This window comes from Paenibacillus sp. GXUN7292, from assembly GCF_050864975.1.
Taxonomy (GTDB): Bacteria; Bacillota; Bacilli; order Paenibacillales; family Paenibacillaceae; genus Pristimantibacillus.
Genome location: NZ_JBOZWO010000009.1, coordinates 57,315 through 70,939, shown reverse-complemented (window position 1 = coordinate 70,939; position 13,625 = coordinate 57,315). Strand labels below are relative to the sequence as shown.

The following is a 13,625-nucleotide window of genomic DNA, read 5'->3' as shown; positions in this document are numbered from 1 at the left end:
GCAGGAAGTGATTTTTATATGAAATCTCAAAGGATTTTGGCCGATTTTTTTCGGAAATCCTGGTATATTTACGCTTTTTCCATCATGTTTCATTTGGTGGCGAATGTTTTTCATGTTTTTTTTCCTAAGTTGCTCGGTCAATTTACAGATAAGCTTAGCATTGAAGGGCTATCATCCGACATGATTTTGCAATACAGCGCACTGCTTCTTCTGGTAGGGGTAGGGCATGTTATTTTCAACGGCGTTGCCATGTATCTCATTATGCGTGTCGGCAGAAAGTTTGAATATATCGTACGCGGTAGACTGTTTCGCCATTTCACTAGCCTGAGCGAGCGATTTTATTCCAAAAATGGCGTCGGCAAGCTGCTCAGCTATTTCATGAATGATGTAACCGCTGTGAGAGAATCGATTTCGATGGGAATTAATCAGGCGGCTAACGCGACGATCCTATTAGTGTCAACCGTATCGATGATGCTGATTATCGGAATTCCTTTTTATTTAATATTGGCATCAGTTGTCCCTATTCTGTTCATTCCGATTATTGTGACGACGCTAGGTCCTCTTATTAAGCAGCGATCCCGTAGAGTGCAAGAGGCGCTTGGCAAAATGACGGAAACAGCTGAGGAGCAATTTGGCGGCATTCGCGTTACGAAAAAGTTTGCAGTGGAACCGATTATGAACGGGCGTTTCGGCGGCACTGTCGATAATATTAGGCAGGAACAGCTGCGGCTCGTTCGCGTATCGTCTTTTTTTCAGGCGCTAATCCCTTTTCTTGGCACGATTTCGTTAGTTATAGCGCTGGCATTTGGCGGTTATTTGACAATAAATAATCAAATTTCAATCGGTAACTTTGTATCGTTGACGCTTTATATCCGTATGCTTATGAACCCTTTGCAGCAAATTGGCAATGTCATTAATTCGATTCAGCGCTCGCGAGCCTCGTTGGAACGCCTTAATGAGCTGTTGTCTACGACCTCGGAAATTATAGAACTGGAGCAGCCGAAGCAGGTGGAGTTTCAGCGCTCGCCGATTGTTATTAGCAGTTTGAATTTTTCTTATCGCAGCACAGCGGCGCCTGTTCTAAAGGATATTAATCTTAACATTACGCCTGGCATGACGGTAGGCATTATTGGGCGAACGGGTAGCGGCAAGACTACTTTAATGAAGCTGCTGCTGCGCACTTATGATGCGCCTGCAGGCACAATCTTTATCGGCGGCGAGGACATCCGCCAGCTATCGCTCAAAGACCTGCGTACAGGGATAGGCTATGTTCCGCAGGACGGCTTCTTATTCAGCACATCGCTGCGTGACAATATCGCTTTTTTTGATCGCAGCTCTGATTTAAAAGAAGTGCAGGAGGCTGCCCGGCAGGCACAGATTTACGATAATATTGTGGCGCTACCTGATCAATTTGAGACGAAGCTTGGAGAAAGAGGGCTTACGCTGTCTGGCGGACAAAGGCAAAGAACGAGCTTGGCAAGAGGACTTATTACGAAGGCGCCAATTCTTATTCTTGATGATAGCGTCAGTGCTGTTGATGCCGTAACGGAAAGCAAAATAATTGATTCTATTAAAAAAGAAAGACGGGGCAAGACGACGATTATTATTGCTCATCGAATAAGCGCGATTAAACATGCGGATGAAATAATTGTAATGGATGAAGGGGAAATTGTAGGCCGCGGCACTCATAAGCAGCTATTGAAGGAAGACGGCCTATACGCACAGTTATACGCGATACAGAAGGAGGGCGATTATAATGCGGCCTCAGCAACATAACTGGCAGGAAGGCTTAAGAACGAAGGGACAGGCTGAAAGCGCAAAAGCACAGTATGTTCCGGCATTCCGGACATTACTCGTGTATATGAAGCCGTTTCGTATAGCGGTGCTGGGTGTTTTCTTCTGCAGCGTTATAGCTATCCTATCTGATTTATTGCAGCCTTATTTAATGAAGGTTGCAATCGATGACAATTTATTGGCAGGCAAACAGGATTATAAGCAGCTCATTATCATTTGCGCTATTTATTTTGGACTGTCGCTGACGAGCTTTTTATTTACTTATTTGCAAAGTAACCTGCTGCAGTATGTAGGGCAAAATATTGTTGCCGGCATTCGCAAGCAGCTTTTCTCGCATATTTCGAAGCTTTCAATGAGCTATTTTGATAAGGTTTCCAGCGGCAGCTTAATCACGAATGTATCAAGTGATACCGAAGCGTTGAATCAATTTTTTAATCAGGTGTTATTAAGTCTGTTTCGTGACGGATTAATGCTTATTTTTATTTTGGTAATGATGTTTCAGCTTGATGAGCAGTTGGCTGTATATTGCTTGATTCTGCTGCCGATTATTTTTACAATCGCTATATTATTCCGTTCCTATATGAGAAAGACGTATCAGCTTACTCGCTCGAGATTGTCGCGCATGGTCGCTTTCGTTGCGGAAAATTTAAATGGCATGAATCTTATTCAAGTATTCCACCAGCAAAAGGAGCAGGAAAAGCAGTTTGTTGAAAAAAATCAGTCGTATTTCAGCGCTAATCTGCGCGAGATTAGAACGAACGTTATTTTTGGCCGCACATTCGAGCTGCTGTCGAATCTAACGATTGCGCTTGTTACGTGGATTGGCGGAAGAGCTGTGCTTAGCCATGAGCTTGAATTCGGCGTGCTTTATGCGTTTATTACGTACATTCGCCAGTTTTTCCAGCCTATTAATACGATTACTCAACAGTGGAATACCTTGCAATCCGCAACGGTTGCGATGTCACGGATATGGTCTGTTTTTGCGATTAAGCCGGAAGTAACCGATGAGCTGGCAGCCAAGTATGAAAAAGAAGGCAATCAGCCGTTAACCCTTCAGGAGGTGAAGGGCGCTGTAGATTTTAACAGTATTTCTTTTGCCTACGCCAATGGCATTCCAGTCATTAAGTCGCTCGATTTGCATATTGCAGCAGGAGAGATGATCGGCGTCGTCGGTACGACTGGAGCGGGCAAAAGCTCGCTGATCAGCATGCTTTGCCGCTTCTATGATGTGCAGAAAGGCAATGTGGAGATTGATAAGGTGGATGTGAGACATATTCCGCAGGCAGAGCTGCATCGAATCGTTGGTCTTGTGCAGCAGGAGCCGTATTTGTATTCTGGAACGATAATTGACAATGTGCGAATGTTTGATGAATCGATCTCCCGCGAGGAGGTTATCGAGGCTTGCCGTTTTGTCGGGGCTATGCCGATCATAATGAGAATGGAGAATGGATTTGATACGATACTTTCCGAGAGAGGCAGCGGTCTTTCGGCAGGTGAGCGTCAGCTCATATCCTTTGCCAGAATACTTGTATTCAAGCCGAAAATTCTTATTCTTGACGAAGCGAGCGCCAATCTTGATTCGCAGACGGAACAGCTTATTTCCCAAGCGCTCGATATCGCATCCCAGGGCAGAACGACGATTGTAATCGCACACCGCTTATCCACGATTGTTCATTCCGACCGGATCATTGTGATGAGCCACGGAGAAATTGTAGAGCAGGGCAATCATAAGCAGCTTCTGAAAAATAAAGGGCATTATTATGATCTTTATACTCATGCGATGGAAAGTGAGAAGCATACTGCAAATGTGGTGAATTAGGCGGAAAATAAAAAAAGTGCATTGAAATTGCTCATCCTTTGGATGGGCGATTTTTTTTGCGTTTTAATTTAGAGTGATTCAGAAAACAAGGTGTTGTAAAAAGAGATGAGTAGTGTAATTATGGAAATAATTCGTAAATTTAATGAGGTGCTTATAATGAAAGTTTGGAGAGTATTATCTGATAACAACACTATGGGTGTTTACGGGGTTGGGGATAGAGTTTTTGATATTTTTACCGATTTTGTTGGGGAGCCAATGAATATTACAGATGTTATAAAACTTGCTATAGAAGAAAAAGGGAAATTCTATGATTTCCCTTATATGGGTGGTGGGAGTTTGGTGTTTAGTGAGAAAAGTTTTGAAGTATTAGGCAAGATGATTGCAGAAGAAGTCCAGTTTATAGATGCTGAGATTGTACAAGATAAATGCAAGCTTTCGCTTATAAATGTTTTTAATGTTATGGATGCTATTGATTATGATCGTTCAATTCCGGAAAGGAGACTGTCAGGAAGAGTCAAGGGTTTTAAAAAGTTGAATTTTAAGCTAGAGGCAATAAATTCACGCAATTTGTTTAAGACTCCGGAGTCTGGTATAAGAATATATGCTACAGATAATTTTAGAGATGCGGTGCTGGCTTCCAAGTTAGGAGGACTTGAATTTGTTGAGGTATGGGATTCTGAACGGAACGATGAAATGGAAATAGAAGATCAACGACGTTATGAAGTGTATTTAGAGGAAATAGAGAAAAATAAAGGTATTGAATACAATTGGGAAGAGGCAGTTGAGTTAATAAATCGAGGTAAAGTTGTAATTAGCGGACCTTGGAAAATGAAGGTCGATGAGAACGAGGTTATACAAATCGCAAGGCTTAGTGTGGATTGTAATTATAATTGGAATAATTCTACTATTATTCCGCCAGTGCTATTAACATTAAAATGGCATGTAAAAGGGTAGTTCATGCTGATATTCACCTATAAAAATGCCAGGGTGGCATGCAGGTCGCTTAAAAAACCTGCACACTACCCACTTGACCGTTTTACATAGAAGTGAATGACCAATTGTTATGTTAACATAATCAACTTGTGCGTATTTTACTTGCCATACTTCACATACAAACGCCCAGTTTCTTCCCATATGCCGCCTTGCTCCAGGCTTACAACACCAGCAGTATCAGCATCAATATCGACATTAGGCGCGTTGACCAGGTTTGTCTGCGGCTCCGGGCAGAAGAAGCCTGGAGTGGCGTTGTTATTGTAAATCATCCACTGTTTATATGCTGTGCCTACATCATAGACAAGAGAAATTCCTGTACGAGTATCTGTCAGCACCATTTGATTGCGGCCGTTTTGCGGAACAGCGGTGTAGTGGTTATCCATCGGCGCCCAGAATGGTGAGATGCCTTCGGATTTCATCAGCTCTTCTTCTTTTAGCAGCGGCTGGAATTTACCTGAAGGCAGCATTCGTTCGCTCATCTCCCAGCGATTGCCGATCGTCATCTGGAAGCGGTAATCATCGCTGCTGCTTGCAGAGTCAAATGGCGCGTTGAGCGTAGTATGAAAGGCGATTAGACATGGCAGCGCGTCATTGCCTTCATTACGCACCTGCACATGCTGGAACAAGCCTTGCTCACTTACCGAATAGCGAAGCTGGATTGTAAAAGTATGCGGCAGGTAAGTATAAATCGGATGGTCTTTATGAACGGATATGGAAAGCACGACAAAGCTTTCGGTCTTAGTTGTGCCGTAATCAAGCACATCGAACTTGGCATTATGGAAAAATCCATGCAGATGATTGTTTCTTGCCTCTTCTGTTATCGGGAAATTATAAGTTGTTCCATTCCAAGGGAATTTTCCATCTTCATAACGGTTTGGAGGAAAAAGCAGTGGAATGCCATGTACAATCGGACGTGCCCGGAAATCGTCCATCTGATCAGCTGCAGGCTCCCGCAAAAATGAAATGGAATTCAATGTATCACGAAACGCAATTAAATTGGCGCCAATATTAGGCAGCACAGCTGCTTCAAAATTGCCCCACTGCAGCCATACCGCAGCCTCGTCATGAAAAGGCTGTTCAAATGCTCGTCCAATAGCTTTATCTGTCATTAAGTTGACCTCCTGGAATCGGTTGAGTAAAATTGCTTCCTTCCTAGAATAGCAGGGCTTGCCAAAACAAACAACCGCCTTGCTTCGTTGCAGGAAGCAAGGCGGTTGAATGCTATAAATGATTATTGAGAAATTCCCATGCTTTTGGAAAATAGCTGCTGGATCATGGATTGCTTCCTGCGGTTAACGGATATCCGCTTCGCATCTGAGATATCTGCTCCGAAGTAGATTGTGCCGCTCGCAATGGATTTGATCTTGCCGATGTTAATAAAACAGCTGGAGCTAATAGCGAAAAAGTTCTTGTTGTCGGTTAGCTGCTTCAATTGTTCGGAAGACATTCTCTTTTTAATATTGTAATTCCTCCCATGGAAGCTGACCAAATTCTGTACGCCGACTTTAAAAAACAAAATATCCGACTCTAACTCAAAATTCTCATACACATTCCGTTCTTGCAATGCCACATTCATCATCTCAATTCCCCCTTAGAAATGTGAATACTGATTGTTAGCGCTTTCATTATAACATAATGGACTTACTATTGTGAAGTGTAAAATATTAAAAAGAAGCCGAACAGATTACTTATTTGAAATGCAAATCCAAAACGTACGTTGCGAGCAGCATAAAAAATGCATTGTATGATTAGTTATCATATGCTATGTTCAATTTACTGGCTTGTTTATGTTCGCAGTTAGCCCTGTAAGTATTCGTTTCAGCAAGTAGGTTTTTAATTAGAAAGGCGGCTCGTCACATATGTCATCCCATCAAAAAATAGCTCCACAGCAAAGCGCAGTGAAATCAGCAACGGTTTATATGATACTTTTTGCTATCAGCTCGGTGCATTTGCTTAATGATTCCATGCAGTCAGTCGTTGCAGCGTTATTTCCTATATTTGAGGAGTCGCTTAATTTAACGTATGCCCAGGTTGGCTGGATTGCTTTTACACTTAATATGACCTCATCCGTAATGCAGCCTTTCGTCGGCTTAGTATCTGATAAAAGGCCAATGCCATGGCTATTGCCAATAGGTATGCTGTGCAGCATGGGCGGTATGGCAGGGCTTGCTTTTGCTCCTAATTTCGCACTGCTGTTATTATCTGTCGTGTTTATAGGATTAGGCTCAGCTGTATTTCATCCCGAAGGATCACGGGTTGTTCATTTGGCAGCCGGCAACCGCAGAGCATTTTCGCAATCGATTTATCAGGTAGGCGGAAATTTCGGACAGGCTTTGGCCCCGCTTATGACTATTTTTATTTTTGTTCCGCTAGGTCAGCGCGGTGCCGCTTGGGGCATGCTGCTGGCTGCAGCAGCAATAGCGATATTATTCAAGGTTGTGCCATGGTACTCAGCGCAGCTGGCAGCTGAGGGTGCTGTCAAAATGAAGAAAAAGGCAGTCGAACGCAAACCGCTGCACAGCAAGCAGGTTGTGATGTTTGCTTTAACGATCTTGTTTATTGTCGTGTTTGCCCGTTCTTGGTATTCTGCCGCTATTACAAACTTTTATCAATTTTATGCAAAAGAGAATTACGAGCTTACGATATCGGCTGCCCAGGTTCCGCTATTTTTGTTTATGGCAGCGGGTGTTATCGGCACATTTTTTGGTGGTATAATGGCTGATCGGATTGGCCGCAAAAAGATGATGTTAATCTCCATCGTGGGCGCAGCTCCATTTGCGCTTATTATTCCGTATCTGCCGCTTGGCTGGGTATATCCGGCTATTGCAGTGCTTGGGTTTATTCTGCAATCTGGTTTTGCAGTAAGTGTCGTTTATGCGCAGGAGTTAATGCCCGGTAAGGTCGGTACCGCTTCTGGTCTAATAACTGGACTTGCCTTCGGCATGGGGGCGCTTGGCTCAGTCGTGCTTGGCAATATTGCGGATTCGCAAGGAATGGCCTACGTCATGATAGCATGCAGCTTCCTGCCGTTAATCGGTGTATTGTCGTTTTTGCTACCTAAGGATCAAAGAGAATAATGGACTGGCATGGCAATATAGAATAGTTGGGGCTTACCAGTGAAAAAAAGCAAACATTTATTGAGAATGTTTGCTTTTTTGTTGAATTCGAAACTGTTTTGTGTATAATATAGTAGATGATGTTATGATTTGTTTGTTGATTTAGTAAACATTTATTTCGAATGTTTGGAATGGAGTGTGTTGTATGCAGCTTGATGAAATGTTCTGGTCAGCGAGCTTGGAGCAATTAAAGCAAGGCTATGTTTTTGAAGAGGATACTAATTGCTATCGTTGCTTGCTTTGCGGCGAAACCTTCGAGGATGGGGAAGTGTTTCTGCTTCCGCAGCTCAATAAATTTTACGAAGCGCGAAAGTATGTTGCGCATCATATTAAGGAAGCCCATGGGTCTGTTTTGCAAACTTTGCTAGGTATGGATAAAAAAGCGACGGGTCTTACTGAACTGCAAAAAGAGCTGATTGAGCAGTTTGCTGCTGGTCAAACCGATGCTCAAATCGTTAAGAGCTATGGCAAGGGCAGCGCTTCGACTATTCGCAATCATCGTTTTGTGCTTAAAGAAAAAGCGAAGCAAGCCCGGCTTCTGCTGGCTATTATTGAATTGATGGAGGCCAGCACCGTATCTGCGCCAAAGTTTGTGCCGATTCATCGTACGGCAACACAAGTTGATGAGCGATATGCGCTCACAGAAGAAGAATACGGTGATGTACTGAAGCAGTATTTTCCAAGCGGCTTAAACGGGCCGTTAACGAATTTCCCGCGCAAGGAGAAGCGTAAGGTAGCTATTCTGCGCCATATTTCCAGCTTTTTTGAACGTGGTGCTTTTTATAGTGAAGCTGATGTCAACGAAAAACTAAAGCCATTTTCGGAGCAGGATTATGTTACTTTAAGGCGTTATTTAATTGAATACGGATTTTTGGACCGTGAGGATGACGGCAGTAAATATTGGATAAAAAGTTAGGAGTGAAAGTTAATGACCAAACAGAATAATAAAGCCAGACGGGCAGAGCTTGTTGCCCAATATCAGGAGCAGAAGCGCTCGATGGGCGTCTATCAAATAAAAAATGAAGAAAACGGGCGCATCTATATCGGAAGCTCCACCAATTTGCAAAGCGCATGGAATAAAGAACAGCTTACTTTATCGCTTGGATCACATATCAACAAACAACTGCAGCAGGATTGGAAAGATTTTGGCGAGCAAAAATTTTCATTTCTCATCCTCGAGACGGTTCACTTTGACCAGCCGTTGCTTTATGATTATAAAGATGTGTTGTCCGCTGACGTCCATGAGTCCGCACAAACAGCACGAAATTATAAAAGAGAAGTAGATAAATTGAAGGAGAAATGGATGGAGAAGCTTCAACCGTTTCAATCTAAAGGTTATCATTAAGCCGCAGCAGCAGCTTGAGCTTTTCTTGAATGATAAGACTTTTTTAGACAGGATAGGAGTGTTACAACAATGTCTGCTCAGGCTGAAACAGCAAGTTCAACAGGCAGTTTATTTCGCAACAAATTTTTTCAAACAATTTTGCTTTCTAACGTATTGCTGCAGATTGGTATTTGGGTAAGAAACTTTGCTATTTTGATGTTTGTCACGGACAAAACGAACAATGATCCATTCGCCGTTGGTTTGATGGGATTCGTAGAGTTTTTACCAATATTTGTGTTCTCCTTTATTGGAGGTACATTTGCAGATAGATGGAAGCCTAGACTTACAATGATTTGGTGTGACTTTTTGTCTGCTATATCCGTATTCGTCGTTCTTATTACGTTGACTTATGGCTCTTGGCATATGGTTTATCTGGCAACATTTATTTCTGCCATACTATCACAATTTTCACAGCCATCAGCTATGAAGCTGTTCAAGCAGCATATTAGTCCAGAGCAATTACAGCCTGCTATGGCGATGTTCCAGTCGTTAGTCGCTATTTTTATGGTTATTGGACCATCATTAGGTGTAATAAGCTATCAGCATTTTGGCATCGAAATTTCAATAGGCGTTATGGGCGTGGCGTTCTTATTGTCGGCGGTCGTGCTCTATCGTATTCCGAAGGATAAAGAGATTGATAAAAGCGAGTTCGCTAAAGATCGCAAATTTTTGTCTGATCTGACTGATGGATTAAAATATGTATGGCGCAGCCCCGTTCTTAAATCATTGGGAGGAACGTTCGCGCTAGCGGGTATTGCAGTTGGAATTGTGCAAACACTGGGTATTTTCGTCGTCATGGAAAGACTTGGACAGCCCAAGGAATATTTGCAATTTTTATTAATGGTCAACGGGGTTGCGATGCTAGTCGGCGGTGGCGTAGTAATGGCGATTTCCAAAAAAGTCGCACCGCAGAAGCTGCTTGCTATAGGCATGCTGCTTAGCTCGCTCACTATGGTTGGCGTAGGGTGGTCAACTAGCGTGCCGCTGACATTGGTGCTGCAGTTTATTAGCGGTCTTGGTTTCCCTTGTATTCAAATTGGCATAAGCACGCTCATTCTTCAGTGGACGGAAGAAAAATTTGTTGGCCGTGTCAACGGCGTATTGACTCCGATGTTCATGGGGATGATGGTCATTATGACATTGGTTGCAGGTCAACTGAAGGTTCATTTTCCGCTTGTCGGCATTTATTCAACTGCTGGATTGCTCATGCTGGCGGGTACTATGCTGCTCGTGCCGTTGTTTAAGTATAAGCCTGCGAAGCTTGCAGTACAAAGTGAATCGTAATCAAACCAATATTTGCTTGACATAATTTGGTCTATATCGTAATGTTTGCTTATACGCAAATAGTGAAAGTGAAGCACACTTTCTCCTTTAATCAAGGGGAGGTGTGCTTTTTTGTTTTAAATTCATACTGGGAGGGGAGTTTCATTGTGAAACAACATATTTACAAGAAGAGGCGATTACTTATAGCGATGGTGTTCATAATGGCTATTGCAGGGAGTGAGATCAACAGCTGTTCCGCTGAGGCAGCGACAAAGCTTGAAGACAACGAAAAGTCGAATAACTTGAAAGAAAATCAAAGTGTGAAAAAGAAACAAAGCACGACAGAAAAACAAAGCACGGCAGAAAAACAAAACACGACAGAAAAACAAAACACGACAGAAAAACAAAGGCTAATAGAAATAGAGTTGTCCGTCTCTGCGGCAACCGTACAATTTACATTGGAAAGCTCTTACGGACCGTTTCAATCGTCATTAGTATTTCCAAGCGGCTATAAAGTAGAAGGAGTTACAAGCAATAAAATCAACAAGCCAGTTGATTCGGTAAAGACAGCCAATGAGGTTAGTTGGCAAGCTATATATGTTGTTAATAACGCCTCAGCAGGTAAATATAGCTTTTTTATTGAAGCAGAAGCTGCTCCTTATGTAGGGGTAACCTACCATATTCCGTTATTTTCAGATATTGCGAACCATTGGGCTGAGAAACAGATTTCACAGTTTGTAAAAAGCGGTATCGTATCAGGTGTAGGCAATGGCAATTTTGCTCCAGATCGTGCAGTTACAAAAGAAGCATTTGTTAAAATGCTTGTCTTAACTTTATCGGAAGAAAAGCAGCACGGAGAGCGGCAGTGGATCCGTTCCTTTCGCTGGAAAGTAATTGATGAGGAATTACGCCGAGAGCTAGGCCTACAGCAATTTAGTTTTATTAATAAGGACAAACAGAAAGTTTGGGCAACACCTTTTATTGATGCAGCTAGTCTGCTGGGCATTGAGCTGGATTTGGATCAAAGGATGAGAGAATCCGTGCTAAGGAGAGACGAAGCAGCTGCTATGATAGCTGCTGTATTGGAACTGACTGATGAGAGCAGCGATGGGAGAATTCCTAAAGTTGAATTCAAGAAGAGTAAAATGGACGAGACTATTTTGGAGCAGCAGGTCACTCTTCGGGATTATAGTAAAGCGATTGAGCGAGTGCAGCGCTTTAGTATTATTAGCGGCTATCCGGACGGTAGCTTCAAACCTGAGCGATCTGTTACTCGTGCTGAAGCGGTCGTTATACTTGATCGATTGCAGCAGTATTTTAATGAGTGAAAAAGTGGTGGTGGAGAAAGTATGGTATACGCTGTTGAGAAACTCGTTTTGGAAACCTCTATCGAATCCGAGGAAACTGTCGATGCATTGTGGGCAACTATTGATAAGTAATGAGAAAGGGGAAACGGAGAACAAGAATGGGAATGGAGAAGCGGTAGCGTCCGCCTTTGTAGGCTAATTTTTTCCTTTACAGGGGTTATTTATTCATAAAAATTAGACTACAACAGCGGTCGGAATCCCAATCTTGATCGCAGGGCCACCACTTCTTTTGGTTGTTGCAACTATCCACAATGAATCGACAGTCTCCCGGGTAACCTTATTACACCGAAAAAGCTTGCTTTGAAAATGTAACGAATCGTAGCAAGCTTATTGGCTGTAAAACGCTGGCCAAATGAGCATTTGTTCACAGATAGCGCCTCTACGATTCGTAGGAATTTAAAAAAGTACATTTTAAGTGAAATAGCGCATTGAAGATTCGTTACAAATTGGATACCTTCTCAAGCGCTCCGCTTTTGGTCCTGTTAACTGGACTATTAAGCAATTGCAGAGCTTTTTCAACAGCCTGATAATCCCACATATGACAGAGGAATGGGTATTTATACGTAGAATAGAAGTAATAGGATAATGATTGCGATTCTATTACTGGGAGGTTTATGCTTTGAAAAAAATGATGATTGCATTACTTACTTTGACACTATTTATTACGGCTTTTCCTTACACGGCTTCGAGTCAAGCAAAGGAAGCGGAACTGCCTTTTAACGATATAGAGAAGCATTGGGCGAAGGACAGTATATTACAGGCATATGAAAAAGGCTTGGTAGACGGCTTTCCAGATGGGACATTCCGGCCGAATGATATCGTGAAAGCAGATCAGTTTATTGTCATGATGCTGCGAGCTTTTTCTGAAAATGTAGATGGAGTAACGATTTTTGATCAAGAATGGTATGAGTTTTTGTCTACACATCAGCCGGGATTTTTAAGCGAAATTAGAGCTGCTGTTCGTAAAAATCAGTTTGATTTTCAGATGGCTAAGACAGGGTATTGGGCGAAACCATACATAGATATGCTTTATGAAATGCCATATCTGTTGGAATTTGATAGCGTGTTTCCGAAGGATTATAAGCGATTTGAGAAGCAGATTAAGCGGGAGGAAGCGGGCTATTTGTTAGCTGAATGGTTTCATCATTTTGAAGGTAGTTTTGATTCGAATTATACCGAATTTGTAAGGAATAATAGTGGTCTAAAAGACTTTAATAATTTTACAGATAAAGTGGGCGCATATAGAGCAAGTTTACTAATTTCTGGACTAATGAATGGTTATCCCGATGGTTATTTTTATCCGCATCGTTATGTAACGAGAGCCGAAGCATTGACAATGGTTCTTAGACTGCGCGATCCGTCTTTACGTACGCCATATGAGCCTGATTTGAAGGGTCAGTATTATACAGAAGTAAATGGCTATATTACATTGTTTAGCGATAAGTTCAAATATGATACTTATAATAGTTTAGTTAAATTAGGTAGAAAACATGTAACTACGGGCTTTCTTAAGATTAATGATATAGGCACAATGATGGTTTTCAAAAATAATGATGATGCAGAAAGCTATGATTATTACACTCGTACTGGACAATTTCCTTTACGACCTCATGTAGAAATGGTCACAGGTGTCAGTGGAGGTTCTTCACAAATAGTATTTGTTCTTTATCCTAAATCGAAAGAAATGCCGAACAGTAAAGCTTACTTTGATTCGGTTTTAGAATTGTTTGCAGGAAATGATAAAGGGGCAGAACTGAAAAAGATAATGCAAACGTATGAAAAAAATCTATCCAAACAAATGTACTTTACATTTAATATGAAAGATTTCTCTATGTATAACAGTGGTTCAGATATTGTACTCGAAATGTATTACTAAAGGAGTGAGTAGC

Annotated in this window: 11 protein-coding genes; 9 read left to right on the top strand and 2 right to left on the bottom strand. The window is 42.0% G+C overall.

Going from position 1 to position 13,625, the window contains the following annotated elements; genetic code table 11:
* The first annotated feature begins 18 nt into the window (after window positions 1-18).
* From ACRRU2_RS10190 to ACRRU2_RS10180, 3 genes are all read left to right on the top strand, one after another.
* Window positions 19-1,776: an ABC transporter ATP-binding protein gene (locus ACRRU2_RS10190; RefSeq protein ID WP_432501289.1), complete on the top strand. Its 1,758-nt coding sequence runs from the start codon at window positions 19-21 to the stop codon at window positions 1,774-1,776.
* On the top strand, window positions 1,757-3,613 hold the full coding sequence (locus ACRRU2_RS10185) for an ABC transporter ATP-binding protein (protein ID WP_432501286.1): 1,857 nt from the start codon (window positions 1,757-1,759) through the stop codon (window positions 3,611-3,613). Before ACRRU2_RS10190 ends, ACRRU2_RS10185 begins: the two co-directional genes overlap by 20 nt.
* Window positions 3,614-3,769: 156 nt before the next feature.
* The gene (locus tag ACRRU2_RS10180) at window positions 3,770-4,567 is read left to right on the top strand and encodes an imm11 family protein (protein WP_432501284.1); all 798 of its coding nucleotides are present in this window, start codon (window positions 3,770-3,772) and stop codon (window positions 4,565-4,567) included.
* A 137-nt stretch (window positions 4,568-4,704) separates the two neighbouring features.
* On the opposite strand, the gene ACRRU2_RS10175 is transcribed toward ACRRU2_RS10180, so the two are convergent.
* The gene (locus ACRRU2_RS10175) at window positions 4,705-5,715 is read right to left on the bottom strand and encodes an aldose 1-epimerase (RefSeq protein ID WP_432501282.1); all 1,011 of its coding nucleotides are present in this window, start codon (window positions 5,713-5,715) and stop codon (window positions 4,705-4,707) included.
* Between the two features lie 122 nt (window positions 5,716-5,837).
* Window positions 5,838-6,185 (bottom strand): LytTR family transcriptional regulator DNA-binding domain-containing protein, encoded by a 348-nt coding sequence (locus ACRRU2_RS10170; protein ID WP_331699663.1) that lies wholly within the window; start codon window positions 6,183-6,185, stop codon window positions 5,838-5,840.
* A gap of 280 nt (window positions 6,186-6,465) precedes the next feature.
* Here ACRRU2_RS10170 and ACRRU2_RS10165 point away from each other — a divergent pair, with 280 nt between their 5' ends.
* From ACRRU2_RS10165 to ACRRU2_RS10140, 6 genes are all read left to right on the top strand, one after another.
* Window positions 6,466-7,683: an MFS transporter gene (locus tag ACRRU2_RS10165; RefSeq protein WP_331699662.1), complete on the top strand. Its 1,218-nt coding sequence runs from the start codon at window positions 6,466-6,468 to the stop codon at window positions 7,681-7,683.
* Window positions 7,684-7,867: 184 nt separating this feature from the next.
* Window positions 7,868-8,638: a DUF2087 domain-containing protein gene (locus ACRRU2_RS10160; protein WP_432501279.1), complete on the top strand. Its 771-nt coding sequence runs from the start codon at window positions 7,868-7,870 to the stop codon at window positions 8,636-8,638.
* A gap of 12 nt (window positions 8,639-8,650) precedes the next feature.
* Window positions 8,651-9,067: a GIY-YIG nuclease family protein gene (locus tag ACRRU2_RS10155; protein ID WP_331699660.1), complete on the top strand. Its 417-nt coding sequence runs from the start codon at window positions 8,651-8,653 to the stop codon at window positions 9,065-9,067.
* Window positions 9,068-9,136: 69 nt separating this feature from the next.
* The gene (locus ACRRU2_RS10150; RefSeq protein WP_432501277.1) at window positions 9,137-10,390 is read left to right on the top strand and encodes an MFS transporter; all 1,254 of its coding nucleotides are present in this window, start codon (window positions 9,137-9,139) and stop codon (window positions 10,388-10,390) included.
* Between the two features lie 146 nt (window positions 10,391-10,536).
* Window positions 10,537-11,697, top strand: coding sequence for an S-layer homology domain-containing protein (locus ACRRU2_RS10145; RefSeq protein WP_432501275.1), 1,161 nt, complete (start codon window positions 10,537-10,539; stop codon window positions 11,695-11,697).
* Window positions 11,698-12,364: 667 nt separating this feature from the next.
* Window positions 12,365-13,612: an S-layer homology domain-containing protein gene (locus ACRRU2_RS10140; RefSeq protein ID WP_432501406.1), complete on the top strand. Its 1,248-nt coding sequence runs from the start codon at window positions 12,365-12,367 to the stop codon at window positions 13,610-13,612.
* Window positions 13,613-13,625 lie beyond the last annotated feature (13 nt).

Coding starts and splice junctions, on each gene's coding strand:
- ACRRU2_RS10190 (WP_432501289.1), top strand. CDS start 19: ATGAAATCTCAAAGGATTTTGGCCGATTTTTTTCGGAAATCCTGGTAT.
- ACRRU2_RS10185 (WP_432501286.1), top strand. CDS start 1,757: ATGCGGCCTCAGCAACATAACTGGCAGGAAGGCTTAAGAACGAAGGGA.
- ACRRU2_RS10180 (WP_432501284.1), top strand. CDS start 3,770: ATGAAAGTTTGGAGAGTATTATCTGATAACAACACTATGGGTGTTTAC.
- ACRRU2_RS10175 (WP_432501282.1), bottom strand. CDS start 5,715: ATGACAGATAAAGCTATTGGACGAGCATTTGAACAGCCTTTTCATGAC.
- ACRRU2_RS10170 (WP_331699663.1), bottom strand. CDS start 6,185: ATGATGAATGTGGCATTGCAAGAACGGAATGTGTATGAGAATTTTGAG.
- ACRRU2_RS10165 (WP_331699662.1), top strand. CDS start 6,466: ATGTCATCCCATCAAAAAATAGCTCCACAGCAAAGCGCAGTGAAATCA.
- ACRRU2_RS10160 (WP_432501279.1), top strand. CDS start 7,868: ATGCAGCTTGATGAAATGTTCTGGTCAGCGAGCTTGGAGCAATTAAAG.
- ACRRU2_RS10155 (WP_331699660.1), top strand. CDS start 8,651: ATGACCAAACAGAATAATAAAGCCAGACGGGCAGAGCTTGTTGCCCAA.
- ACRRU2_RS10150 (WP_432501277.1), top strand. CDS start 9,137: ATGTCTGCTCAGGCTGAAACAGCAAGTTCAACAGGCAGTTTATTTCGC.
- ACRRU2_RS10140 (WP_432501406.1), top strand. CDS start 12,365: ATGATGATTGCATTACTTACTTTGACACTATTTATTACGGCTTTTCCT.